Genomic DNA, 24,988 nt, shown 5'->3' with positions numbered 1-24,988 from the left:
CTTACTGAGCAACACATTTGTTCGTCATTGTCCCAATACCTGGAACAGTCGTAGTGATGGTTTCACCTTCCGTTAAATAACGTCGCGGATCACGCACAGAGCCAACGCCAGAGGGTGTACCGGTAAAAATGAGATCACCAGGGTTTAGTTCTGTCCATTTCGATAAAAAGGAAACTATCTGCGAGACAGAGAAGATCAGTTTCGCAGTATTACCCGATTGTACTGGTTCGCCATCTAGCTCACAGGTGAATGCAATGGCATCGGGGTTATCAAATGCATCTGCCGTCACCACAACAGGACCAATTGGCCCGTAGTTTTTAGATGACTTGCCCAGACTGAATTGTGGTGGGCGATCAGAAAACTGCTGTCTACGATCAGAAATATCCTGCCCAGCAGTAAACCCGGCGATATGTTCCTGAGCATCACTTTCGGCTATATTTCTGCCGCCACGACCAATAACGATGACAAGCTCAGCTTCCCAGTCAACGCGATTAGACGTCAATGGAATCTCAGCGGTAGGTCCGGCAATGCAGCTAGGAAATTTAGTAAATACCATGGGTTGCTTCGGTATATCTAACTTAGCTTCCTCTGCGTGATCCGTATAGTTCAGCCCAATTGCATATACAGCACTAGGTTGTGGAACAGGGCATTGCAAATCGGCATCAGTGACTGGCGACTCATCTCCCTTAAGCACTTGTTTACCAGCCCAATCGGTAAATGTATCCCAGTTCTGGTAAATCTTCATAGGGTCGGCAGAGAACTGACCATCAGAGCGGTTTTCGATATCGATCGCATGCTCATCTAAAACGAGTACTGACCGACCAGCTATCATCCCGAGACGTATTGCTGCCATAAAATTCTCCCTTTCTTATATTAGTGTCTTCTTAAAATTTGTAACTACTTAAGATTGTTATTTGAAATCTTGGAACGAAAGTATGACGCTAGAAAAATGTGCGTGATTTTTCAGGTTTTTCATGAAAATAAAGAAATTATGAATCAAATAAAACTTCAAATTGTTCTAAAAAATAAAGCGCTTCATCTAATGTGTTGTAATGACCTACAGATATTCTTGTTACTGCTTCAAGATTTAAAGGACGTAATATGTTGCCTGAGTATGCATCACTTGATCGAGCATGAGTTCGAATCCCTTTATTCTCAAGAGCCTCAACCACTTCTTTGGAGCTATAGTCATCTATGGCAAACGACACGACGCTTTCGTGAGGAGAGTTTATTAAATCACCAATGATTTTTACATTTTTGTAATCCAGCAATCCTTTTGTAAATCGTTCTCCTTCCTTTACACCATAGAGCAAACAATGAACAAGTAACTGCTCCTGATCACTCATTGCCTGCCCAGCTGCTTTTAGTTTTGAGGAGCGATCTGAGCTAGTGGTAAAGTGACGGCCTAGCCATTCAAGGTATGTGATTACTTCGCTAACTGAAGCTAATGCAGACGGGTCGCGGCTACCGAGTTCCCATGCCTCGTTTGGTTTCCCCAGTAATTTATCGTGAGGCAATTGGCTCATTCTTTCAGAAATCCAGGCATAACCATTGTTAAACTTAGAAAAAACTTTGTACATTGAAATTACATAAGCATCCACATCATAAGATCCAACATTTGGTGAACCATGAGGAGCATGTTGTATGCCGTCTACGATGATATAACAGTCTGGTGATATCTTTCGAATTGCTCGTGAAATAGCCTCAACGTCCATCACCATACCTGTAACAGGGTTGGTATGAATTATTGTTGCAATACGTGTATCTGGTCTAACCAAGGCTGCATAATCATCGGCGTTAACAATCCCTGTTTGTGTATTGAAAGATACTTCGATCCACTCACGGTTTGTTCGATCCGCCCATATACGGGTGCCATCGTAAGTTGAAGGATGCTCTATCGCGCTACAGATAATTGACCCTCCTTCAGGAAGTGCCAAAGCTGCAACTCTGATTAATCTAAATAGGCACTCGGTGCCTGTTTCTCCACCAAAGACCATACTATTGGAATGATTATTAGATACGCCGAAAAAATCAAAGAGATCTTTTTTGCCCTTATCTACAATTTCTGACATAGCATGAGAGGCAGGGTTATTTCGATGTTCATTATCTGGAATGCGGGAAATAACTTCACTTTTCTCTACTACAGATTTTAATGTTAAAGAGCCTCCTGCATTTTCGAAGAATATGCGTTTGCCGCTGTAAGGGCATTGATCAACATAATAAAAACGATCACGAATTCTTTGCATTAAATCGTCGTTAAATGGTGCGCTTAGATTATGTGTCGATAAAGACATTTTTAATTATCCTGTTAAAAGAAATTGAGGTGGCAAATTTAAAAATCAGTTTAGGAACCAAGGTTAACTAAGTCAATGCTAGCGTTTATATGCTTTTGATAAAATATGAATTTTCTTGTTGATTTATTATGAGCCGACAGAGTTTAAGTAAGATCTCAGTGATTTTAAAAAAATCTCTACAAATTCATTTTCACTTTCATGTTTTTTTATAACAACAATAGAGCTGGTTACTTTTAGGTCATTGATGGGAACAAAAACAACATCATTAGTATTTCTAAAGCTGACACATTGTCCTACAATCGTTATTCCTAAGCCTGCAGAGACTAAAGCCAATGCAGTATGAATTTCGATAGCTTCATGATTAACGCTTGGAACAGCACCAGCTGTTTCGATTATAGATAATAAGTCGTTGCTAAAATTACTGTATGGATCTTTTGGGTAACTGATAAAAGGGATGTCATTTAATTCTTCTACACTAATTGATTTTCTTTTAGCCAAAATATGATCGCTTGGAAGTACAGCCACAAAAGGCTCATTAAATAAAACATCATAATGCAGATCTTTATATTCTTCATACGGTCCTAAAAAACGAGAAATTCCCACATGTATCAAACTTTCTCTAAGTTGAGACACTTGGTAATCTGATAAAGCTTCCACTAAGTTTAATTGTACATCTGGGCATTCTTTCTTGAATCCACGAATACTATTTGGAAGAATATTGAATAAAGTTGATCTAACGAAACCAATTCCTAACCATCCTTTTTTGCCGGTAGCAAGTCCCTTAGTTTCATTTTCTAGTTCAATAATTTCACACAGTAATTTCTTTGCTCTGGGGTAATAAAAATGTCCCAACGTTGTTAATTTCATTGGTCGATATGATCTGTCAAAAAGCTGTCCACCGAGGTGATTTTCTAAACGGGATATCTGCATGCTTATTGCTGTCGATGCTACAAAAAGGTGTTCAGCAGCTCCAGATATGCTTCCTGATTCTACCGTTTCGCAAAAATATTTAAGGCTTCGTAAGTTCATAGTTTTGTTATCTTAAGCTCAATTTTCAATGTTTGATCTTTATTCTAGTTTACCTAAACTACTTTGCAATAGAGTTTTGTAGAAAAAGAATTTCTAACAAAACGACAAAAAGAATATATAAAAGTTGAGGAGAATGAATATAATTCGCGGCATATTTATGCGCTGAATTATGTCGAAGTACGTGTTCCTAAAAAATCCCTCACCTGGCTTTATTCGCTGTCTTAATTTTGAAAACAAAAAAGGCCACATAAATATGACTATACCCAAATTACCAAACGAACAATATCAAAAAGCCATAGAGCTTGGTTCTGCAACTATTTGTGAAGCTCAAGGTTCTAGAGGCGTTATGGCTAATGAAATCAGACCTGTGCACCCATCAATGAAAATGGCTGGTCCAGCGGTAACATTAGACATGAAGCCTGGAGATAACCTAATGCTTCATTACGCATTATTAAAAACTAATCCGGGAGATATTTTAGTTGTTGATGCCAAAGGTTTTTTGGAGGCTGGAATTTGGGGAGATATTTTGACAGAACAGGCTCTGTTTAAGCAGCTTGGAGGGATTCTTGTGAATGGAGCCGTTCGAGATACTGATCAAATTATTGAGATGGATTTTCCCGTTTTCACAAAAGGAATATGCATAAAAGGAACGACAAAAATTCAGTCTGGGGAGCTCAATGTGCCGCTGACTTTTAGTAACGTAAGAATTAACCCGGGAGATATTGTTGTAGCCGATTCTGATGGCATCGTAATTATCGAGAAAGAAGATTTTGATGAGGTACTTGCTAATGCAATAGCAAGAGAGGAAAAAGAAATGAAATTTAGAGAGTCGATAAAAAAAGGCGGCGTAACTGCAAACCTTTTAAATTTAGAGAAAACTCTAGAGGACAATAATTTTATTCTTGATTAATTATTCCAATAATTAATTGAGTAAATAACATGTTAAATATTTAAAACAAGGAGAAGACCATGAATTTAAGAAAAAGAAATATGACAAAAATTATGTCATCAGTAGCACTTAGTTGTGTTGTTTTTACATCAAGTGTTTTTGCGGAAGAATATCCAGCCAAGCCAATTTCAGCCATTATTTCATACGGTGCTGGCGGCAATACTGATGTAGGTGCCCGCATTCTATTTCCAAATGTAGAGAAAGAACTTGGTGCAGCACTAACCATTTTAAATAAACCAGGTGGTGGTGGATGGGTAGGATGGACAAATCTACTAAATTCAAAAAATGATGGCTACACAATCGGATATATTAATACGCCAAATTTAATTACAGGTTATCTAAACCCTCTGATGAAAAGAGATAAGAGCCTAGAAGATTTTGATTTGATCGCGAATCATGTAACCGACTACGGTGTAATATCCATTAATAAAGACGAAAAAAGATTCACCAATATAAAAGAGCTAGTTGAATACGCCAAAGCTAATACATTAACAGTGTCTACTACAGGCGCTAACGGCGATGATCATATAGCGATGCTAAAAATGAATCAAAAATTCGGTACGAAATTTGTTCCTGTTCATACCAAGGGTTCAGCAAAACAACGTGCTGCTATTCAAGGTGGTCATGTTGATGTTGGCTTTTCCAATGTAGGTGATACAAATAATGCGCACAAAAATGGAGAATTGAAAGTTGTAGCCGTTATGGCAGAAGAACGTTCTAATTTCCTGAAAGATGTACCAACATTGGCTGAATCTGGTTTCCCCGGAGTAGTTTCATGGTCAGCTCGAGGTATCGCCGCACCAAAAGGGTTGTCTGCAGAGCAACTAGAAAAATTACGTGAATCATTTATCAAAGGTATGAACGCTCCAGAGCATTTAAAGAAGATGGAAGAAATGGGACTTCAAGTTGATATTAAGACTGGCGATGATTACAAAAAGATGTTGATGGATGAAGAGCAAGGCGTAATAGAACTTAAGCCTATTCTTGGTTGGTAAAATATCAGGTGAAGTAATTAAAAAATTACTTCACCTTTTTTAATTTATGATGACATATATTTTTATGTAAATCGGAGACTTATGAGAAATATACATTTAGATACCTTCATAGGGCTATTGATGCTTTTGGTATCTGCTTACTTTTATTATTTAGCTCAGAATATGCCTCCTGAGCCAGCTGAATTCCCCAAATTAGTCATTAGTATCTTAATAGTTTTTTCCTTAGTGATTATGTCGAAAGGGGTTTTGTTGACTCTTCGTGCAAAGAAAAATGGAACCATCGTTGATCATTATTTTGAAAGAATACGAGGGCCGATGGCAGTATATCTTGGACTGTGTGTGTATGTGGGCCTAATTGAGTTGTTAGGTTTTTTTACTTCAACAACAATCGCATCCGCATTTTTTATGCTTTTATTTGGAATGAGAAGTTATATAAAACTACTTTTGGTTTTAATTGGAATCAATGTGTTTATTTATTTGCTGTTTGTTTGGCAATTAAAAATTGTTCTGCCAGCGGGCGTATTAATTTAAAAAGGAGATTAACATGGGCATAGACTTTACTGTCTTGAGTTCCGTGATTGCGGAACTTGCATCTTTTGATGTCATATTGATGTTATTTGCTGGTGTAATTGGTGGGATATTTCTGGGGTCATTACCTGGTTTAAGTGCGACCATGGGTATCGCACTTTTGATTCCCATTACTTTCGGAATGGAGCCTGTTGCGGCACTTGTTCTACTTTCAGCGATTTATACATCAGCAATTTTTGGTGGATCAATTACAGCAATACTGATTCATACACCAGGCACCCCTTCCTCGGCTGCAACAGCTATGGACGGTTATCAAATGACACTTCGAGGAGAAGGCTTAAAAGCGCTTGGAACATCTACTGTTTGTTCCGTAATTGGTGGTGTTGTTAGTGCTATCGCACTTCTGATTTTAGCGCCACCTTTAGCTCAGATTTCACTTAAATTTAGTGCGCCAGAATACTTTTTGATGGCTGTATTTGGTTTAACAATTATTGCCAGCCTATCAACAGGCGCAATGATAAAAGGACTTGCAGGTGGTTTATTTGGCTTGCTAGTGGGGTTGGTTGGTGTTGATATGATGACAGCATATCCACGCTTTACTTTTGGCAAAGCAGAGCTTGAAAATGGCATTTCTCTTATTCCTGCAATGATTGGACTATTCTCAATTTCTCAAGTACTGATGCAGGCAGAGATATTACATTCAGCAAAAAAGAAAGAAACCGTTGTAGTTGAATTGAAAGGCAAGGTATTTCCGGATAAAAAAGACTGGCTAAAGATATGGCCTACTGTTACTAAATCGTCAGTTATTGGCTTATTGGTTGGCATACTTCCAGGTGCAGGAGGCGATGTTGCTTCATGGGTTGCTTATAACGAAGCAAAACGAGGGTCGAAAAATCCTGAAAACTTCGGAAAGGGAGAAATTGAAGGACTAGCAGCTGCAGAAACAGCGAATAATGCAGTGACCGGTGGAGCGATGATTCCACTGTTAACGTTGGGTATCCCCGGAAGTGCGGCAACAGCTGTAATGCTTGGTGGATTATATATCCATGGTTTAAAGCCCGGACATGAATTATTTACTCAGAATGCTAACATTATTTATGCGGTCATAATTGGCTTGATCCTCGCCAACATTCTTATGGGTATTTTCGGACTCACTATGGCAAGGCAAGTGGTTAAAGTCGCCAGCATACCGTTTTATATTTTGGCACCAGTAATTATTGTGTTATCCGTTGTTGGCTCATACGCAATTAATAATAATATGTTTGATGTATATGTCATGGTTGCTTTTGGCTTGATTGGTTATCTCATGCGAAAAACTAATTTCTCAACCGCAGCTGTTGTTATTGCAATGATATTAGGTTCGATGGCAGAAATTGGTTATCGACAAGCAATTGTTATGTCTAAGGGAGATGTTCTTGCTTACTACTTTAGTCGTCCAATTTCTATCATTCTTATGGTCTTGATTGCACTTGCGTTACTCACACCTCTATTGCAGAAGTGGAAATCTCGTAAGGGAATTAAAGTCTAAAAAGTGCAAACATCATACACGTATTAACTTAATACGTAATTTGGAATTCGGCCATTTTGGAATAACACTGTTATTGGAATAATAATATGGTTCAAGCTTTAATCAGAAAATCTGCTTGTGTTGCAGATCTCAAAAAAAGAGCAAAACGTCGGATTCCAAAATTTGCATTTGATTATATTGAAGGCGGTTGCAATAGTGAATTAGCCTTAAAAAATAATAGAGAGGGATTGGATAGTGTTTTTCTTCGACCTGAATACTTGCAAGGCTACAGTAAGCCAGAATTAGGTATAGAGTTATTTGGAAAACACTATTCTGCACCTATCGGTATTGCGCCTCTGGGCTTAACTGGTTTAATTTGGCCAGACGCATCTGCAATGCATGCGCGTTCGGCTTTAAAAGCAAATATCCCATTTGTGCTAAGCACGGTTTCTACCATCTCAATTGAAGACGCGGCAAAAAACGCTGAAGATAATTTCTGGTTTCAATTATATCCACCAGCAGATGAAGAAATACTGAATGATATGCTCGATAGACTACGCGCTGTAGGGTGTCAAAATTTAGTCGTCACAGTCGATGTACCAACGCCTAGTCGACGAATAAGCTCGATAAAAAGTGGCTTAGCAGTTCCGCCCAAAATCACCATCAAAAGTGTGCTCGAAAGCGCGATACGACCGATTTGGTCTTTAGCTACAGTTCGAGCTGGCTTGCCCCGGTTTGCGACGCTTCATCCGTATATAAAAGATGCTAAAAATATCGAAGACATTTCGAATTTTATCCGTGTAACACTAAAAGATGTTGTAGATGAAACCACGCTCAAGACTCTCAGAGATAAATGGCAAGGTAACTTGATAGTTAAAAGCATAAGCCATGAAGATGATGCCATTGCAGTAAAAGAAATTGGAGTAGATGGCATCATTGTTTCAAATCATGGAGGTCGCCAATTAGATGCATCTTTACCACCTGCAGAGACCTTAGAAGAAATCATTAATGCAGTTGGGTCTGACTTAACTGTTATGGCAGACAGTGGTGTAGAAACAGGAGTAGATATTGCCAGATATCTTGCACTCGGTGCAGAAGCAGTATTTGCTGGTAGAGCATTTCTATACGGTGTAGGTGCACACGGAGAGCTTGGCGCAGAACATACAATAGATCTTTTAAGAGATGAGTTAGAACAAGTTATGTCGCAGTTACACTGTTCAAAACCGGAGTTAATGCATCAGTACTTAGAATAATTTAATGCTTGAAAATATTCGTAATAGAAAAAAACGCCTCAAAGTAGGGGGGTGACCTTATTAATTAATGTAGGTCGTATAAGCGCAGCGCTATACGACATTACCATCGTTGAGATTTGAAAGATTAGGATGGCGTTACCTTATCCGACCTACGTATGCGGGTTACCGTGTTTATATTCCCATGTGCCAGAATACGATATTTCCTCATGTTCTACATAGCTAGTTTTAATCTTCCCATTACTTAATTTATCCATGAGGTAATGGTTTGTTTGAGGAGCACCACAGTGATAACAGACGTTACAATATGGGAAACCAGGCGCGTTACCCTTTATTGTGCCGAAACTAGATATAGAATTTAGCCCCATAGAATGCAATGCTTTCTTTCCGTAAGAATTTAATATTCCGACCAAAATCGTAGACGCATTAGGAACTGTTTTGGCTCTATCTTCATATACATCGAATCCAGAGCCAAATATTTGTTTATTCTTGTTTTTACATTTCCAGCATTCATCTTCAAAAAACATTATATAGGATGTGTTAGTTATGGGACGCTCTTCCCAAGTTAGTCTTTTATTTAGCATTCCTTCTACAAAATCTGTTAACTCGACCTCAAAGTTTTTTACTTTTGGAATAACTCCTACCTTTGGTTTGGTAATAAGAAAAAAAGGAGTCTCTTTATTGGGATATAGATACTCAACGTCAAATGATTGTTCTGATGCAAACCAAGCACAGCGGACACCAGATTTAGTATATTCCCTTTGTCTTTTTAAAGTGATTTGATTTGTTTGATAAGATAATTGAACTTCAAATACAATTTGAGTTTTATTTTTTTTACAATATACATCAGCTTCCCAGATTTTATTTTTAGGGTTTGGGTCGTTGGGCCACTCTGTTTTTACTAACCAGCCACATTTACTAGCAGTTTTAGCAATTAGAGTTTTTATGTAAAGGTGTTCTGGGCTTTCTGCTTCAGAACTACAATTACTTTTAACAGAGTGAGCAAAATAAAAATTACCTAACTTGCTTGTCTTTGGAATAGCTTTAGCTGAACAACATGACATTGTAAGCCCCATACTCTTATATTGAGACTTTAATTTTTCCCAAGAGTTTTCATTATAGTTAAAAGAAAAAATATCTTGGTTATCTATTTTCGCCCGAAGTGGCAAATATATCTCCTTTTATTCTAAACGCCTACATCAGTCGACTGCAAAAGTGGGGTGACGTAGGAACCCTGCTTTTGTTGGTCAGATGCATGTACTTGTTAGGCATTGTTTGGATATTCTTGGGCATATAAAGTTAGATGATCTTTTTTAGAAAGAATTGAAGAGTCTTTGTATAATTCTGCAAGGTCATTTAATGTTAAATTTCTAGAACCAATTCTTCCTTGGTTAAATAACTCTTCAAACATTTGATGTGATAAAGATACTTCTCTTATATTCTCATACTCAAGAATTTTTGCGCTTTGTTGTGTAATAGTTGCACACTCATCGATCTTACAAATTGGTAAGTGCTCACCTGAAGAAATAAAATTTTGATTAGGGTGTTGTAATTTATCTGTCGGTCTTAAAAAGCTGGCACAACAGGGGAAACGATATGTGTTTTTAGTTTCTTTATTGCAAGCACATATGCCTTTCTTACAAGTGAAGTTCTGTAATTTTTGAATTTGTTCTAGCATTCTTTCATTAGATTTATTTTCGCTTATATATAATTTTTTATCCTCCCAAATTTTGTATTGAACGAATGCAACGTTGACCGTATTGTCTGCTTTATTATATCTTTCATAAACTAGATCAGCACCTGTAATATGTTCAGGTATTTCAGGGTGCAATACACGGATTGTTAAAAGATTGTCATCAAAAAGCTCAAAAGTACTATTATTATTGCCCTTAAATAGTAAGGGGGTGTCCCTCTCTACTTTATAAACATCTCTGAAAATCAATTGATTTTCAGAAGACTTATCTGGGTTAATTTCTTCTTCTGATTTGTATAAATTACCAAGTTTTCTTTTTAACTTATCTGTTTTTGTTTTGTCGTTACTAGATTTTGCAATATCTAATAAGGACTCCAATTCTTCTATATCAGTTTGTACGAGGAATAAAGGGGTAATATCTTCATTGTCTTTCAATGATTTATATCTTGCCCGTTGACGATATTCTTTTGTTAAATCAGATTCTCTGTTATGTCTTAAAATACTGACATCATCTCCAAGTATTTCTGGGCAAATAGCAGCACCTAAATCCAAAGCTTTATTATAAGTAGATTTTGAGTTATCACCTTGTGCTGCAAGTTTAATTAAATCTCTTACTGCGTTTAAAGTAAGCCATTCTGGATCTAACCTCTCATGATAATCATTGTTATTCATAAATACCTATAGGCTAAATTAATTAAATATATTACTTGGCTTTAGTTTGTGCAACAGATGATTGAATTGTTTGTTTGCCTAACAGCTAATTATACATGTGAAAATAATACCTGAGTCCTTGCTGTCATGTATTCTAAAAAGTGCCCCAAAGTAGGGGGGGGGACTTTTTATTTTCCTATAGTAAATAGCCAAATAAAATAATGTAAAAAGGTCTCTTTTTCTGCAATAACTATTAGGTTAGGTGTGACTAAATTATATAAACATTAAGTATTTTAAAAGCTAACCTTTTGAATTAACTATATCTATTACCTTGTGCTAGCAAATGTCATTTTTTCTACTTTCTAAATTTTGTGTTACGATGTAAACTTTGTGTTACATAAGGTAATTTTATGACCCAGACAGTTTCAATTCGTTTGCCCATAGAAGTGTTAGAGCGGCTTGATGAATTAGCAAAAATTACTGATAGATCGAAAGCCTGGTTAATGGCACATGCGATTGAGCAGTATGTTGAGCATGAGTCGTGGCAGATTAAGGCGATTGAATCAACCTTAGCTAAAGTGCAAGAAGGCGATGCCGAATTTGCAGGTCATGATGCAGTGGGTGATTGGCTAAAAAGCTGGGGAACAACTGACGAAGGAAAAACACCTCAATGCAAATAAGGTGGGAGTCAGATGCAATCAACGACTTGATTGAAATACGAGAATTTATTGAACGAGAAAACCCTGAATCCGCTAGCAGGTTGGCAAACAAAATTCTCAATCCGGTCGATATCCTGATTGAACACCCGTTATTGGCAAAAGCAGGTCGAATTCATAAAACCAGAGAACACGTTGTTTCGGGCACGCCATATACCCTAGTTTATTTGGCAGAATCAGAATTGATAACGGTATTGAGAGTTTTTCATCAATCAAAAAAATGGAAGCATTTAAACGAATAAAGCTTAGTTAATTAGAACACTATGTAGAGTGATTTTTGATGGCTTTATCAGTACAAGAAAAAAACGCCCCAAAGTAGGGGGGTGACAAAATTAATTAAAGTAGGTCTTATAAGCACAACGATATAAAACATTTCAGTCGTTGAGATTAAAAGAAGTGGAATGGTTAACTTATCCGACCTAAATATGCGGGTTACCGCGTTAATTATTTCTCTAATTTTATTAAACAAGTTTAAATCTAATTTATGTTTATTAACAAAAGGGTTAAACGTAGAAAGTAGACTTAATTTAAAAAACACATCTCTGTAATGGAAGGTTAAATATGGTAATAATTTCAATTATTTTTAAATTGTCATCAATGTATGTTTCTATCACCTCAGAAGGTATCCAATGAGTTTAAATACATATGACCCTCGTGAACATATTCGCGGCTTTCATCAAATCTTAATTTCCGATAAAAAACGTATAGGATTTCTCTTTGGCGCTGGAACATCTCTAGCAACTAATGTTTCAGCAGCTTGGATACCTGCTATAGCAGAAATGACCACGAAGATTGTGGATAAAGTGGAAGCGGAATCGGTTGATTTTGCAACCGCCATAAATGAGATGAAGGTTGAAATAGGTGATACCTTATTCAATATAGAGTCGTTGCTGTCAATGATAGAGGCAAAGCGAGCAGTAATTGGGAGTGGTGTTCTTAATGGGCTAAGTGCAGAGCGTTTTAAAGACCTTGCTACGTTTGTGAAGCTGGAAGTTGTAGAACTAGTATCTGTTCACAATCTTTTGCCAGATAAAGACATAAGTAAGCTCGCCCACTCAAATCTTTCCAGTTGGATTTCGAAGGCAAGGAGAAGATATCCTGCAGAAATTTTCACTACCAATTACGACTACCTTTTTGAAATTGCATTGGAAAATTCTGGCGAACCTTACTTTGATGGTTTTTCTGGTAGTTACGAACCATTTTTTTGTCCTGAAGCGGTTGAAGATATTGAAGCATATCCACACCTAGTCAAACTCTGGAAGATGCATGGTTCACTAGGTTGGACGTATCGAGAGCGTGATAAAGCAGTAGTTCGTAATAAAGAATCATCTGACGAAGATATTCTGATATATCCATCTCATTTAAAATATAACACCTCTAAGAAGCAACCTTATGTTGGTCTAATTGATCGTCTTTGCACATTTTTACAGCAAGATGATGCAGTGTTGATTACGTGTGGCTACTCCTTTGGTGATAAACATATTAATGAAAGGATAGCCACATCACTTCGTCGTGGAGCAAACTCACATGTTATTGCTATGTATTATGACAAAGTAATCGACAAAGATGGTAAGGCAGTATTTGAACTTGCTGATACTACAAACGCATTACAGGAAATGGCTATTCATGGGACTGGCGGAAAAATGTCTGTGTATGGTTTACGGCATGCTGTAATAGGAGGAAAGCTTGGTGAATGGCGTCTTAGAGGTGAACCAAAGATAGAAGACTTGATTCGAGTCAGTCAATATTTTGATGAGGACGGTGCTATACCTTTAGAAGAAACAGGTGAACATAAGGGAGGTGAACGATGGGAAGGCACCGGTGAATTCTGTTTACCTGATTTTTGCAAGCTCACTGAGTTTCTTAATGACTTGTCATCATCTGATACAGAAACAGTAAAATAATTATGAAACATAATCCAACGCATATAGGCCAAGTCGAAAGCGTCAGTGGCAATTCAGTTACCATAAAAATGGCAAGTAACTATCCTTCAAATATGCCAATTATTGATGGTACTGTTTACAGAATAGGTCAAATTGGCTCGTTTCTTAAGATACCACTCGGTTACGCAAATCTCTATGGACTGATTACTCAAGCAGGTGTGCTAGCGATGCCTGAAACATTGTTAGTGGCTTACAAAGAAAACCCATCAATCGTAGATGGACATCGCTGGTTACGAATGATTTTAGTTGGTGAACAGGTTGGTTCTTCTTTTGAAAGAGGTGTACTACAATCTCCAACCTCTGGTGATCAAGTACACCTTGTAACAAATGAAGATCTTCGAATTGTATATGGTGGATATAACTCTCAATCTTCAATTATAGTTGGTAACCAAAGCGCATCTGAAGGTCTCGCTGCACAAATGGATTTGGATAAGCTCATATCGAGACACTGCGCGATAATCGGTGCTACAGGTAGTGGAAAATCCAATGCTGTTAGCGTAGTAGTTAAATCTATTGCAGATAAATCATTGCCTAGTGCGCGAATTCTCATGTTAGATCCACATGGAGAGTATTCAAGTTCCTTATCAGGAAGATGCCGCGTGTTCAAAGTGGATGCCGATATGGCGAAGGGTGAAGTTGAATTATGTGTTCCTTATTGGGCATTACCTTTCAAAGAATTGATGGCAATATTCCCCGGTAAGCTCTCAGATCAGAATGAAGATTATATTAGAGGAAAAGTTTTAGAGCTTAAACGTACGTCAGCTACTAAACTCGGCGGACTCCGAGAAGAAGCAATAACTGCTGATAGCCCAATTCCTTTTTCAATTAATAAGCTTTGGTTTGAGTTAGATAATTTTGAGCGAATCACATTTGCTACCGACAGAACAACAATAGAAGCCCTGACTGTATCTGGTGACCCAGCTAAATTAAAGTCTAACCAATACCCAACTGCAGGCCTTGGTAGTAGCGCCCCATTCTTGAACAATAAAGCCAAAGGATTATTGGGTTTTCTAGATGGAATGCGTTCTCGACTCCTCGATCAAAGTTACAATTTTTTATTTAAACCAGACGGATACACACCAGAACTAGATGGTACTATCAAAAATGATTTGCCAAATTTGTTCTCAATATGGTTTGGTCACGATGCTCCAGTTTCAGTTTTTGATTTGTCAGCAATACCGTCAAATATAATGCAGACAATTTCAGGCTGTATTTTAAAGATTATTTACGATGCTCTTTACTGGGGTCAAAATACACTTGTAGGTGGAAAGAAGCAGCCATTACTCTTAGTTTTGGATGAGGCGCATGCATACTTAAAAGCGGGTGAAGACTCAATATCATCAAGAACTGTGCAAGCTATTGCAAAAGAAGGAAGAAAGTATGGCGTAGGCATGTTGCTTGTTACTCAGCGTCCATCAGAATTAGACGAAACTGTTTTGAGTCAGTGTGGTTCAATTATCGCCTTAAGGATGACAAATACTCGTGATAAAGGGCATGTTACTTCAGCTATGCAGGATGAGTTACGTGAAATGGCAGATGTGCTTTCCGGATTAAGGACAGGCGAGGCTATTGTCAGTGGCGAGGCAGTGCGCATACCTTCACGAATCAAATTCTTCCAAGCGAATAATGCTGGTAAAAGTTCAGATCCTATTGCCTCAATGCTTTGGGGGAACGAAAAGCCGAAAACAAAAGAGTACGAAGTCAGTATCCGTAACTGGCGAAATCAAACTTTCAATTAAGGAAAAAATATGTCAATACCAGAAATGCAACCCGTAAGCTCATCAAATATCGCCGCTGTTGGATACGATCCAGATACAGAAAATGCATATGTTGAGTTTTTAGATGGCTCAACTTACGCATACAAAGGTGTGCCTGAATATGAATTTAATAACTTACTAACAGCAGCATCCGTTGGTTCTTATCTCAACAGGAGTTTTAAGAATGTTTATCCATACGAACGGCTATAGTTGTTAAAATTATAGGAAAGACGGAGCAGCAATAAAACCCTTTATTATATCGCCTCGAAGGTGAAATAGAACTGAGGGTAAGGAAATGAATTAAATTGTTTATGAATAAAAATGCCCCAAAGTAGGGGGGGGCCTTTCCAATATTTCTAACCGCCCTAAAAAACAAAATACAGATGATTGTGATATTGGGTGATTGTCATTTACACTGTCCATCTGATCTTAATGAGACAATTTTAAATGCGGATATTACACACATCAGACTGGCATATTGGGCGGCAATTTCACAATGTTTCTCTGGTTGACGATCAGGCTTATGTTTTAGATCAGATCATTGACATCGCTAAATCTGAAGCGGTTGATGTGGTGATTATTGCGGGCGATATTTACGATCGTGCGATTCCGCCTGCGTCTGCGGTTAGCCTTGTTGATAAGACCTTAAACCAGTTATGTAATGTGCTTGATATTCCGGTGATTATGATTGCGGGTAATCACGATAGCCCAGAACGATTGAGCTTTGGTTCTCGCCAATTGTCTCAGGCAAATTTGTATATCACTGGGCCTTTAAGCAAAAAGGTTGAAACGGTTGTGTTAAACGATGCGTTTGGGGAGGTGACGTTTTATTCCATTCCTTATGCTGATCCGGCGACTGTGCGTAGTGTGTTTGTTGAGGATGATGATGATTCGGCTGATTTAAGAACGCACGATCAATGCATGGCAAGGATCATTAAAGAAATTCCTGATCATAAAAAACAACGTTCGGTTGCTATCAGCCATTGTTTTCTTGCAGGCGGTGATGGCTGTGAATCCGAAAGGCCTTTGTCGGTAGGTGGTGCCGAGCATGTTACAACCAAGCACTTTAAAAGCTTTAATTACACGGCATTAGGGCATTTACATAGTCAGCAACATCGCACCGAAAAGAACATTCGTTATTCTGGTTCTATCCTTAAATACTCATTCTCAGAAGAGCATCATAATAAATCCATTACCCTGGTTGATATGGATGAGAAAGGTGAGTGTGAGATTAAGCAGGTTGGGTTGAAAGCATTGCACGATATGCGTTCAATTTCTGGCGCATTTGATGAGATTATCGAAGCGGCAAAAACGGATAAACATCCAGAAGATTATCTGCTGATTAGTTTAACGGATAAACACGCGATTCTTGATCCTATGGGTAAACTGCGCCAAGTGTATCCCAATGTACTTCATCTTGAGCGACCTGGTTTAATGTCATCGGGTGAGCAGAAATTAGCGCATCGGGATTTACTGAAAAAAGGCGAATTATCGATGTTTAAAGACTTTTACAATCAGGTTCAAGATCAGGCATTAGATAAAGATCAGGAGAAAGTATTAGAGACAATACTTGATGAAATCCACAGTAATAACGAAGCTGATTAGTTAAGAGTTTACCCAATGAAACCGATAAAACTTTCCATGACTGCCTTTGGGCCATTTATCAATACAGAAGTGATTGATTTTGAGGCATTGGGCGAGAACCCATTGTTTTTAATAAATGGCACAACCGGTTCAGGTAAAACCACGATTCTCGATGCGATCTGTTTTGCGCTTTACGGCCAAACCACCGGAAAAGAACGCGAAGCGATGCAAATGCGCTGTGACTTTGCGCCCGATGATTTACTCACCGAAGTTGAATTTGTGTTTGAATTAGGTGGTGAGCTTTACCAAATTAAACGTGTGCCCGAGCAGGAGCGAGCAAAGACTAAAGGGGAAGGAACGACCAAACAGGCAGCGAGTGCTGAGTTAAACCGTTTGGATGCTAGTCGCAAGATCGCGCAGAATTTAGTCGCACGAAAGGTCTCAGATGCGACTCAGATGATTGAGCAGTTAACTGGCTTACAAGTTGATCAGTTTCGTCAGGTTATGGTGCTACCACAAGGACAATTCAGACAGTTGTTGATGGCGGATTCTAAAGACCGTGAGAAAATATTCAGCCAGCTATTTGAAACGCATGTTTACAAACGCATTGAAGATAAATTAAGGGCACAAGCCAGTGTCGTCGCCAAAAAAGTTCAGGGTTTAAAAGATCAGCAAGAAGGCGTGTTCCAAAATGTAGGTGTCGAAAACCTTGAAGCACTGGAACTGATCATCAATCAAATCAAGCCTGAAGTGAAAACCTTAAAAGCAGAATTGGCGGTAAAAAACACGGCGTATTTAGAATCAGTCAAGGCATTCGAAAAAGCCAAAGATTTAGAAAAGGACTTCCAGAATTTAAAACAACAGGAAGAAAGATTCGAAGCATTAAAGCAACAAGAAAGTGAGATCAAACAAAAGCAAGAACAGCTTTCGCTTGCCGCTGTTGCTGAAAAAATCACATCCGTATTTTCTGATTTATCAAAAGCCAAAAATGCCTATGAGGAATCATCTACACAGTTAACAGCGATTGAAGAGCGTCATCAAACGGCTGTAACGAAACTGAAAAGTGCAGAAGAAGATCTATTAAAAAACCCACAACGCCAAATTGAACTTGATAAGAAAAAAGAACAAATAATTCATTTAAAAAGCTATCAGGAAAAGGGCGAAGTTTTAAACAAAGAATCTGTAAAGCTTAAAGCCATAAAGGACAATTTTGTCGCGGTTGAAAAACAGTTTACCGAGGCGCAAGTTGCGCTTAATAACCTGCTACAAAATCAGGAAACGACAGACAAAGAAAAAGCCGCACTTGAAGCACAGCTTAGCAATGAAGCAACGTTAAAACTGCGATTACAAACGCTGTCTGATCAGATCAAAAAACGCCAAAACTATGAAGCGTTAGACACTAAAATAGCGACGCTGACGCAAGAGTTAACAGAGCTCACCCAGAATGGTAAACGTTTAAAGGCTAGTCTTGAAGCGGAAGATATAAAGGCAAAGTCCTTAGAGTTAAAATGGCATCAGGCGCAAGCTGCGATTCTTGCCAAAGATTTACAAGACGATCAGGCATGTCCTGTGTGTGGTAGTTTTGAGCATCCGCAACCTGCTTACAGTGAGGAAGATTTACCGACAGATCATGATCGAGAATTAGCGCAAAGCGCTGTGACAGTTGCGAGAGAGAAACATGCAAAGGCTCAAGAGGCATTTTTAAGTTTACGCTCCAGCCTGAATGGTTTTAAAGAGCAATTAGCAGAATTACAAAAGCAATGGAATGACATCGCCAGTATCTCATTGGATGAGCTGAATAAAGAACATCAGGCATTAACGCAACAGTTAGCTTTGCAGGAAAATCAGCAAAAACAATTAACCGAACTAAAAGAAAAAATAGACCAGTTAAAAACCCAGATAGAGAACGCGAGAAAAAATCAGGATCAGTTGCAAGCGCAAAAATCTGAGTTGAACGGACAACTGGAAGCAAGCAAAGCGCTGGTAGCAAATGCCGAGAAAGCACTGCCCGAAGAGTACCGCGATCTGACATCGTTAAACGCAGAAATTCAGCGCGTTAATGAAAACATCGAAGCGCTTAACAACAGTATTGCTCAGGCTCAGCAGCTACAGGCAGCCGCGAGCAATGAGAAAACCGAAGCGGAGACTAACTTAAAAAATCAACAGCAGGCGCAACAGAAATTAAAATCAGAATTAGAAAAAGCGCAATCTGCCTGGCAGTCTGCTTTGGAAAAAAGTGATTTTGAGAATGAAGCGGCGTATCAACAGGCACGACTGGATGAAGCTGCCTTAGCCGTTATCAAAACGACAATCGAAGAATACACGCAAGAGTTGCAAAAAGTGAGTGGCATCATTGAGAATCAGCAGGCTGCGCTGAAAGGCAAGGTCAAACCCGATATGACTTTATTGGCAACGCAGTTACAAAGTCTGGATGATGAAAAAAATCAAATTGAGCAGCAAAGCAAAGAGAAAGATAAAGAGCTGGGCAATTTTGAACAAGCTCAGAAAACCTTAAATGAGATCAGTAAAAGCCAACAAGCCGAAGAAGACGAATACAAAATCATTGGGACTTTATCCAATGTCGCGAATGGCAATACCGGTAATAAAATCAGTCTGCAACGCTTTGTATTGAGTGTTCTGCTGGATGATGTGTTGATTGATGCAAGCCATCGATTAAAGCTGATGAGTAAAGGCCGTTACAATTTATTGCGCAAGGAAGATCGAGCCAAAGGTAACAAGGCATCGGGATTAGAACTGGAAGTGGAAGATAGCTACACGGGTAAAATTCGTCCTGTTTCAACCTTGTCAGGCGGCGAGAGTTTTATGGCATCGCTGTCGCTTGCATTGGGCTTATCCGATGTGGTGCAAGCCTATGCGGGCGGGATTCATCTGGATACTTTATTCATCGACGAAGGTTTCGGTAGTCTCGATGCGGACTCTCTGGATCTGGCGATTCGCACCTTAATGGATTTGCGCGATACGGGTCGGATGGTGGGTATTATTTCTCATGTATCGGAATTGAAAGAACAAATCCCTGTGAGAATAGATGTGAAAAGCAGGATGGAAGGAAGTTATATTGAATTAGTTAACTAAAATTTGTTTGACTATTTTTATCAGTCCTCCACAATCTGTTTTTAATTCTACTTGAATGTTCTTATGACGACTCTTTTAGAAAGCCTCGGCTTTTCACTCACAGTCACTACGCCAATCTTTATCGTTCTTCTCGTCGGTATTTTTCTTAAGCGTATCAATTTCATCAACGACTCGTTCATTGATGTGAGCTCTAAGGTCGTTTTTAATATCTCACTGCCGTTATTATTGTTTTTTGGTATTCAAAAAACACCCTTGGAAGAAGTGAATAATCTACCGCTTATTATTTATGCAGCGATAGCAACGATTGTTGTCTTTGTGCTGTTAGGGCTGTGGGCAAAACGTCTGGAACCCGCGAGCGATAGAGGGGTTTTCGTACAAGGTGCTTTCCGCGCGAACATGGGTTTTATTGGTCTGGCTTATTGTGTAAATGCCTATGGCGAAGCGGGTTTGATTGCGGCTTCATTGTACTTAGGGTTTATTACTGGGCTGTATAACGTGTTATCTGTGATCACGCTCAACCGTTCTTCTCAGGTCGATCAAAGTGTCGGTAAAATCATCAAAGGCATTGCTAAAAATCCGTTGATTATTGGTATTACAGCCGGCTTAGTCGTATCCGCCTTACATATACCCATGCCAGATTTTGCCGCGAAAACGGGTCAGTACTTTGCCAACCTCGCTTTGCCTTTGGCATTGATTTGTACAGGTGGATCATTGAACTTCCAGGAGTTGAAATCAAACCCGAATAAGACAATCTACGCGACCGTTTCCAAATTATTTATCGTGCCTTTCGCAATTACCCTCGGCGGCATATTGGTCGGGTTTAGAGGCATCGATTTAGGTATTCTCTTTTTGATGTGTTCTGCACCCACCGCTTCAGCCAGTTTTATTATGGTGAAAGGCATTGGTGGCAACTACAAACTCGCAGCGAATATCATCGCGCTGACTTCATTGGGATCACTGGTGAGTGTGAGTTTGGGGATTATGATTCTGCGTAGTCTGGGCTGGATGTAGTCCTGCATGTAAAAAACCCCCTATAAGTAGGGGGGGTGTGTTTGAATAATATTTAATATCTAAAAGAACAATTAGGTATAAATAACTTCTCTGGTAATCTGCCAACGCCCATCTTCAAAGATGAAATCGATACTCAGTGTGATAATCTTTTCTTCACCTGTTAGATTCACCTTGCGGCTTATAATGACATGTCCATATGTTTCGTCAGCCTCTACCAGATGGTAGTTAGCCCAGGTACTGGGAGTGTTTCCATCTTTCATAGACTCTTTAAGATGAGCGATAAAATCAGGTTTATTCATTATGTGTAATTGGTCGCTACCTGCGAGCATGTAAATCTTCATATCATTGTGATACAAGGTTTCGAGTATTTCGAGATGCGCACTAGAAGCGGCATGGATTAAACTATCCAGTGTTTCTTTTACGGTTTGTGCTTGTGCTGAATTCGGTGTCATTGATCTGTTCCTATATTTAATGTCGTTATTTGTTTAGTGTTTAATTTAAAGATTAATTAAGTGATTTAATTTTGGATAGCTAAGTATTTACTGGCTTGATTCTGATTTAGCAGGAGCATGCTGGTGCCACATATCGGTAACAATTTTCCATGTTTTTCCATCAGGACGAAGTACGAATAAATACGTTCCGGTAGCGTCCATCCCAATTTTTTCTAGTTTGGCTTCTACAGAACCAATCATGACTGCAAGACTGGAATCTTCTGATACAAACAAATTGTCGATGGTGTGGTTAACCTGTCCTTTGTTAGAAGTGATAAAGTTAAATAGCTTACGAGGTTCTTCCAAACCCTGTGCAACAGGTTTTCCCTGTTCAATCCAGAGTGCTTTGTCGTCATACATGTTGACTAAAGCGTCTGCATCTCCGGCGATTACTGACGCATTAAAATGATCATTAAAAGCGTTTAAGCTGGCAACTGAAGTAGATTGTTTTCCCATCGCAAAAGAAGCAACCGATACTCCTATTATCAAGGCGAGAAACAAAGAGAGATTAATAGATTTACGCATGAAATTGATCCTTTTAAATTTGTTTAAAAAATGTGTCATAATGATTAAGTTATTTATATATGTAACGTTTGATATATAATTAATGAAGATAAATTAACTGTCAAGGAATTATATATTGAACGATACAAATATAATTGCAGGTAAGAAGGGAAGACCCAGGAATTTTGATATAGATGAGGCTCTGCTTGCCGCTATGAATACTTTTTGGGCAAAAGGTTATGACGGCACTTCGATGAAAGACCTGACAAAAGCCATGGGAATCAGTGGTCCAAGTTTATACGCAGCTTTCGGCGATAAACGTGAACTCTACTTAAAAGCTATCGACCGTTACGCCGATGTTGATGGTTGTGCACCGATAGTCGCTTTCGAATCTGAAGATGATATAGCCAAAGCCATAGAAGGCTTTTTATTATCCGTTATTCACTATTCGACTGAACACGAAAGTGGCGCTAAAGGATGCTTTCTTGCATCTTGTGTAGCGACAAGTGTCGGCGAAGTGGAGGGCGTTGAAGAACGCATGATGCGTGCAATTGAAGAAACTGATTTTCGTCTATCTGCTCGATTTGATCTGGAGAAAGAAAAAGGGGTGTTACCGAGTGATTTCCCATCTCTTGAACGAGCAAAATTATTGCATGATATGCGACAAGGGTATGTGTTTCGTGGAAGAGCAGGCTGGACAGAGGAGTTACTGACGAAGGATATAAAAGATCGAGTCAAAATGCTTATTAGCTAAGCATTACGACACATTTACAATCGTTTTACTGCAAGATTAAAAAAGTGCCTGTAAGTAGGGGGGTGTATTTGCACCCCCCTACTTACAGACGTTTTTTTTGTTAAATTCCCAAACATGCATATCTAGGCACAAATCTTTAAAAAACAACTCACGCAAATTTCTAGGCAAATTCCGGCCATTTATCAAAGTGCTGTTTTTCTAGGGTCATTTCACCATTTTCATCTTTGTGTATATTGATCCATGCCTGCCAGTTTTCAGTATCAATACCTGGGTAATCCAGACGGTAGTGACTGCAGCGGCTTTCTGTGCGCATCATTGAAGCTTTCAGTTTCATCTCAGCGGTGATAATCATGTGCATGGTTTCATGCGCAAGGCGTAAATGGTGGCGATCTGATGCCATCATCATTGGGCCGTGATGTTCCTTTAGTTCTTCAATATAGGCTAAGGCGGCTTGCATCATGCGTTCTTTTTTAATGTATAAAACAAAATTTGGAATCATTGTGCTTTGCAGCGTTTGCGTGACCCACGCCGGGCTGTAGCCAGTTTCGCGTTTTAATGGCGCGAGGATTTCATCTCGAGTTTGGGTTAGCTTTTCTTTTGGTATCGAAATCGCTGTAACCGTTTTGCTGGCTTTGGCTGCGGCTTCTCCCGCAATCGCTCCTTGCACCGCGGAACCCGCCATAGAGCTACCCACTTGCGTATAAATACCACCCGACATATAAGAGCCTAATGCATCACCCGATGCCCACAAACCCGGTATCGTACTTAAGCCGGTTTCATCGATAGGCACTAATCCTTCTGATTTATGAATCGCCATACCTGCAGTCGAACCACCTACAGATTCGCCCCCCATATTCGGTGGACCTTGTCGTTTCTTTTTAGCAAACAGCGCACTCAGACCTGTTGCTTCTTCTTGTTGTGGAGGAGGGCCGCCTGCATGACGGAATGATTCGGGAATATAGGGACCACTAGGGAAATCTGCACCTGAGTTGTTATCTGAGTTTGAACGATCACTCGGCGGCCCCATGCTAACTGGACCACCCTTGGTGTAAGCGGTGTAATTTAAATCTACCCCTAAATCATGGTGGATATCTTCCGAGGTAGTGCTCGGTTTTTCCTCTATCTGACCATGCCAATTATCGTAACTCGAACCAGAATTTTTGGCTGATGCGGGGTGGCCATCGTTCCATTCTTTACCGGTGACTTTTGCGCCGATGTTGTAAGCCATAATGGTGCCATCGTGGGTTAAATCACATAAAGGAAAACCGTTGGCTTTAAAGCCGCCAGAACCGGTGCATAAAACCACGGTTTTCGCTGAAAAATTAAAAATGGTGTTGTGATCTAAACTAAACCCGGATGCCCCGACAACACGTCCTTGTTCTTTATGCAGATGGGTCATCATAATGCGTTCGATAATGGGTATTTTGCGTTCTTTCATGGGCTTGGAAAAACTTTCGAAACACAACGCAGAATCGAAGAAACCCCATTCTTTTAATTCGGCCACTCTATCTGCTGAATGTTCTAACAGTTGACGCGTAAACACTGGGTTATTCGTACCAATCGAAGATTCAGCGACCTTTGCAAGGTATTCATCCACTTGCATTTTAGGATTCTTTTTATCGTAACTAAATACGCCTTTACCGAAGGGGGTCAGCCCCGAACTGCCTAAACGACCTTTGGACACCATTACTACTTTTGCGCCAGCATCGTGGGCTTTAACCGCCGCGAACAGACCTGCGATACCGCTGCCAATTACTAGCACATCGGCTTCTAATTGTTCTTCTTTAAAACTATCTGCATCAACCTTCGTCTCATTTCTTTGCGGAGGATGCCCCATGGGTGGGTGTCCCATTGGAGGAGGACCGCCTGCTGGCATCGGTGGCATATTTCCTGCGATGGCGCTTGCACCAAGTGTCGCACCTGCTATTCCCAGAAAGGTTCGTCGTGAGATTTTAGTTTTATCTGACTTGATTTGATCCGACATGATTTTATCTCCAGGAAACGACAACAGGAATGGATTTTTCAGGGGTGATACTAATCGCGTCTACCGGACAGTAAAGACGGCATAGGTGACAAATCTGGCAGTCTTCAGGGTAGGCGATGTAGGCCTTTTTCTTGTCAAAATCGAACTGTATGACGTCAGTCGGGCAGGTTTGCACACAGGTTTGACAGCCTATGCAGCCTGCTATTTCACTTATTGGCATGATGAATTCCTCTTACCTTTAAATTATCAACAGTC

General features: G+C 39.4%; 23 protein-coding genes. 14 read left to right on the top strand and 9 right to left on the bottom strand.

Features of this window, described 5'->3' with window-relative positions:
- Position 1: 1 nt before the first annotated feature.
- From EV695_RS13695 to EV695_RS13685, 3 genes are all read right to left on the bottom strand, one after another.
- A complete protein-coding gene (locus tag EV695_RS13695) occupies positions 2-853 on the bottom strand; it encodes a fumarylacetoacetate hydrolase family protein (RefSeq protein ID WP_207907088.1) in 852 nt (283 codons plus the stop codon).
- Positions 854-989: 136 nt separating this feature from the next.
- Complete coding sequence (locus tag EV695_RS13690) at positions 990-2,294, bottom strand: aminotransferase class V-fold PLP-dependent enzyme (protein ID WP_131906547.1); 1,305 nt, start codon at positions 2,292-2,294, stop codon at positions 990-992.
- A 126-nt stretch (positions 2,295-2,420) separates the two neighbouring features.
- Entirely contained in the window at positions 2,421-3,323 is a 903-nt protein-coding gene (locus EV695_RS13685) for a LysR family transcriptional regulator (RefSeq protein ID WP_131906546.1), read from the bottom strand.
- A gap of 169 nt (positions 3,324-3,492) precedes the next feature.
- On the opposite strand from EV695_RS13685, the gene EV695_RS13680 reads away from it, so the two are divergent.
- The 5 genes from EV695_RS13680 to EV695_RS13660 all read left to right on the top strand — a co-directional run bounded on the left by EV695_RS13680 (position 3,493) and on the right by EV695_RS13660 (position 8,555).
- Positions 3,493-4,233: a 4-carboxy-4-hydroxy-2-oxoadipate aldolase/oxaloacetate decarboxylase gene (locus EV695_RS13680; RefSeq protein WP_131906545.1), complete on the top strand. Its 741-nt coding sequence runs from the start codon at positions 3,493-3,495 to the stop codon at positions 4,231-4,233.
- A 59-nt stretch (positions 4,234-4,292) separates the two neighbouring features.
- A complete protein-coding gene (locus tag EV695_RS13675; protein WP_131906544.1) occupies positions 4,293-5,267 on the top strand; it encodes a tripartite tricarboxylate transporter substrate binding protein in 975 nt (324 codons plus the stop codon).
- 81 nt (positions 5,268-5,348) lie between these two features.
- Positions 5,349-5,798 (top strand): tripartite tricarboxylate transporter TctB family protein, encoded by a 450-nt coding sequence (locus EV695_RS13670; RefSeq protein ID WP_131906543.1) that lies wholly within the window; start codon positions 5,349-5,351, stop codon positions 5,796-5,798.
- 13 nt (positions 5,799-5,811) lie between these two features.
- Complete coding sequence (locus tag EV695_RS13665; RefSeq protein WP_131906542.1) at positions 5,812-7,323, top strand: tripartite tricarboxylate transporter permease; 1,512 nt, start codon at positions 5,812-5,814, stop codon at positions 7,321-7,323.
- 86 nt (positions 7,324-7,409) lie between these two features.
- Positions 7,410-8,555 (top strand): alpha-hydroxy acid oxidase, encoded by a 1,146-nt coding sequence (locus tag EV695_RS13660; RefSeq protein WP_131906541.1) that lies wholly within the window; start codon positions 7,410-7,412, stop codon positions 8,553-8,555.
- 149 nt (positions 8,556-8,704) lie between these two features.
- Here the strand turns inward: EV695_RS13660 and EV695_RS13655 are convergent, their stop codons facing one another.
- Together EV695_RS13655 and EV695_RS13650 are read right to left on the bottom strand one after the other, a co-directional pair.
- Positions 8,705-9,721 (bottom strand): competence protein CoiA family protein, encoded by a 1,017-nt coding sequence (locus tag EV695_RS13655; RefSeq protein WP_131906540.1) that lies wholly within the window; start codon positions 9,719-9,721, stop codon positions 8,705-8,707.
- A 95-nt stretch (positions 9,722-9,816) separates the two neighbouring features.
- Complete coding sequence (locus tag EV695_RS13650; RefSeq protein WP_131906539.1) at positions 9,817-10,917, bottom strand: hypothetical protein; 1,101 nt, start codon at positions 10,915-10,917, stop codon at positions 9,817-9,819.
- A 389-nt stretch (positions 10,918-11,306) separates the two neighbouring features.
- Here EV695_RS13650 and EV695_RS13645 point away from each other — a divergent pair, with 389 nt between their 5' ends.
- The 8 genes from EV695_RS13645 (at position 11,307) to EV695_RS13610 (ending at position 21,000) form a co-directional block, all read left to right on the top strand.
- On the top strand, positions 11,307-11,576 hold the full coding sequence (locus EV695_RS13645; RefSeq protein ID WP_131906538.1) for a CopG family ribbon-helix-helix protein: 270 nt from the start codon (positions 11,307-11,309) through the stop codon (positions 11,574-11,576).
- Complete coding sequence (locus tag EV695_RS13640; RefSeq protein ID WP_131906537.1) at positions 11,567-11,854, top strand: type II toxin-antitoxin system RelE/ParE family toxin; 288 nt, start codon at positions 11,567-11,569, stop codon at positions 11,852-11,854. The genes EV695_RS13645 and EV695_RS13640 overlap by 10 nt, the downstream gene beginning before the upstream one ends.
- Before the next feature lie 387 nt (positions 11,855-12,241).
- Positions 12,242-13,516, top strand: a complete 1,275-nt coding sequence (locus tag EV695_RS13635; RefSeq protein WP_131906536.1) for an SIR2 family NAD-dependent protein deacylase — start codon at positions 12,242-12,244, stop codon at positions 13,514-13,516.
- Between the two features lie 2 nt (positions 13,517-13,518).
- A complete protein-coding gene (locus EV695_RS13630; RefSeq protein ID WP_131906535.1) occupies positions 13,519-15,294 on the top strand; it encodes an ATP-binding protein in 1,776 nt (591 codons plus the stop codon).
- A gap of 9 nt (positions 15,295-15,303) precedes the next feature.
- On the top strand, positions 15,304-15,522 hold the full coding sequence (locus EV695_RS13625) for a KTSC domain-containing protein (RefSeq protein ID WP_131906534.1): 219 nt from the start codon (positions 15,304-15,306) through the stop codon (positions 15,520-15,522).
- 237 nt (positions 15,523-15,759) lie between these two features.
- Positions 15,760-16,917, top strand: a complete 1,158-nt coding sequence (locus EV695_RS13620; protein ID WP_131906533.1) for an exonuclease SbcCD subunit D — start codon at positions 15,760-15,762, stop codon at positions 16,915-16,917.
- Between the two features lie 15 nt (positions 16,918-16,932).
- Positions 16,933-19,989, top strand: a complete 3,057-nt coding sequence (locus EV695_RS13615) for an AAA family ATPase (protein WP_131906532.1) — start codon at positions 16,933-16,935, stop codon at positions 19,987-19,989.
- A gap of 63 nt (positions 19,990-20,052) precedes the next feature.
- Positions 20,053-21,000 (top strand): AEC family transporter, encoded by a 948-nt coding sequence (locus EV695_RS13610; protein ID WP_131906531.1) that lies wholly within the window; start codon positions 20,053-20,055, stop codon positions 20,998-21,000.
- Positions 21,001-21,071: 71 nt separating this feature from the next.
- Here the strand turns inward: EV695_RS13610 and EV695_RS13605 are convergent, their stop codons facing one another.
- Both EV695_RS13605 and EV695_RS13600 read right to left on the bottom strand, forming a co-directional pair.
- Positions 21,072-21,452, bottom strand: a complete 381-nt coding sequence (locus tag EV695_RS13605; RefSeq protein WP_131906530.1) for a hypothetical protein — start codon at positions 21,450-21,452, stop codon at positions 21,072-21,074.
- Positions 21,453-21,539: 87 nt separating this feature from the next.
- The gene (locus tag EV695_RS13600; protein WP_165874712.1) at positions 21,540-22,016 is read right to left on the bottom strand and encodes a YybH family protein; all 477 of its coding nucleotides are present in this window, start codon (positions 22,014-22,016) and stop codon (positions 21,540-21,542) included.
- A gap of 115 nt (positions 22,017-22,131) precedes the next feature.
- On the opposite strand from EV695_RS13600, the gene EV695_RS13595 reads away from it, so the two are divergent.
- Positions 22,132-22,749, top strand: a complete 618-nt coding sequence (locus EV695_RS13595; protein ID WP_207907086.1) for a TetR/AcrR family transcriptional regulator — start codon at positions 22,132-22,134, stop codon at positions 22,747-22,749.
- Positions 22,750-22,909: 160 nt separating this feature from the next.
- Here the strand turns inward: EV695_RS13595 and EV695_RS13590 are convergent, their stop codons facing one another.
- Positions 22,910-24,733 carry an FAD-dependent oxidoreductase gene (locus EV695_RS13590; protein ID WP_131906528.1) on the bottom strand — a complete coding sequence of 608 codons (1,824 nt, stop codon included), beginning with the start codon at positions 24,731-24,733 and terminating at the stop codon, positions 22,910-22,912.
- 4 nt (positions 24,734-24,737) lie between these two features.
- Entirely contained in the window at positions 24,738-24,953 is a 216-nt protein-coding gene (locus tag EV695_RS13585; RefSeq protein WP_131906527.1) for a 4Fe-4S dicluster domain-containing protein, read from the bottom strand.
- Between the last annotated feature and the right edge of the window lie 35 nt (positions 24,954-24,988).

Origin of the sequence: Cocleimonas flava (assembly GCF_004339015.1) — a bacterium.
Lineage (GTDB): Bacteria > Pseudomonadota > Gammaproteobacteria > Thiotrichales > Thiotrichaceae > Cocleimonas > Cocleimonas flava.
This window is presented reverse-complemented; position numbering and strand designations above follow the sequence as displayed.

Coding starts and splice junctions, on each gene's coding strand:
- EV695_RS13590 (WP_131906528.1), bottom strand. CDS start 24,733: ATGTCGGATCAAATCAAGTCAGATAAAACTAAAATCTCACGACGAACC.
- EV695_RS13690 (WP_131906547.1), bottom strand. CDS start 2,294: ATGTCTTTATCGACACATAATCTAAGCGCACCATTTAACGACGATTTA.
- EV695_RS13620 (WP_131906533.1), top strand. CDS start 15,760: ATGCGGATATTACACACATCAGACTGGCATATTGGGCGGCAATTTCAC.
- EV695_RS13585 (WP_131906527.1), bottom strand. CDS start 24,953: ATGCCAATAAGTGAAATAGCAGGCTGCATAGGCTGTCAAACCTGTGTG.
- EV695_RS13630 (WP_131906535.1), top strand. CDS start 13,519: ATGAAACATAATCCAACGCATATAGGCCAAGTCGAAAGCGTCAGTGGC.
- EV695_RS13605 (WP_131906530.1), bottom strand. CDS start 21,452: ATGACACCGAATTCAGCACAAGCACAAACCGTAAAAGAAACACTGGAT.
- EV695_RS13695 (WP_207907088.1), bottom strand. CDS start 853: ATGGCAGCAATACGTCTCGGGATGATAGCTGGTCGGTCAGTACTCGTT.
- EV695_RS13615 (WP_131906532.1), top strand. CDS start 16,933: ATGAAACCGATAAAACTTTCCATGACTGCCTTTGGGCCATTTATCAAT.
- EV695_RS13625 (WP_131906534.1), top strand. CDS start 15,304: ATGTCAATACCAGAAATGCAACCCGTAAGCTCATCAAATATCGCCGCT.
- EV695_RS13635 (WP_131906536.1), top strand. CDS start 12,242: ATGAGTTTAAATACATATGACCCTCGTGAACATATTCGCGGCTTTCAT.
- EV695_RS13670 (WP_131906543.1), top strand. CDS start 5,349: ATGAGAAATATACATTTAGATACCTTCATAGGGCTATTGATGCTTTTG.
- EV695_RS13675 (WP_131906544.1), top strand. CDS start 4,293: ATGAATTTAAGAAAAAGAAATATGACAAAAATTATGTCATCAGTAGCA.
- EV695_RS13600 (WP_165874712.1), bottom strand. CDS start 22,016: ATGCGTAAATCTATTAATCTCTCTTTGTTTCTCGCCTTGATAATAGGA.
- EV695_RS13650 (WP_131906539.1), bottom strand. CDS start 10,917: ATGAATAACAATGATTATCATGAGAGGTTAGATCCAGAATGGCTTACT.
- EV695_RS13660 (WP_131906541.1), top strand. CDS start 7,410: ATGGTTCAAGCTTTAATCAGAAAATCTGCTTGTGTTGCAGATCTCAAA.
- EV695_RS13680 (WP_131906545.1), top strand. CDS start 3,493: ATGTCGAAGTACGTGTTCCTAAAAAATCCCTCACCTGGCTTTATTCGC.
- EV695_RS13645 (WP_131906538.1), top strand. CDS start 11,307: ATGACCCAGACAGTTTCAATTCGTTTGCCCATAGAAGTGTTAGAGCGG.
- EV695_RS13610 (WP_131906531.1), top strand. CDS start 20,053: ATGACGACTCTTTTAGAAAGCCTCGGCTTTTCACTCACAGTCACTACG.
- EV695_RS13685 (WP_131906546.1), bottom strand. CDS start 3,323: ATGAACTTACGAAGCCTTAAATATTTTTGCGAAACGGTAGAATCAGGA.
- EV695_RS13665 (WP_131906542.1), top strand. CDS start 5,812: ATGGGCATAGACTTTACTGTCTTGAGTTCCGTGATTGCGGAACTTGCA.
- EV695_RS13640 (WP_131906537.1), top strand. CDS start 11,567: ATGCAAATAAGGTGGGAGTCAGATGCAATCAACGACTTGATTGAAATA.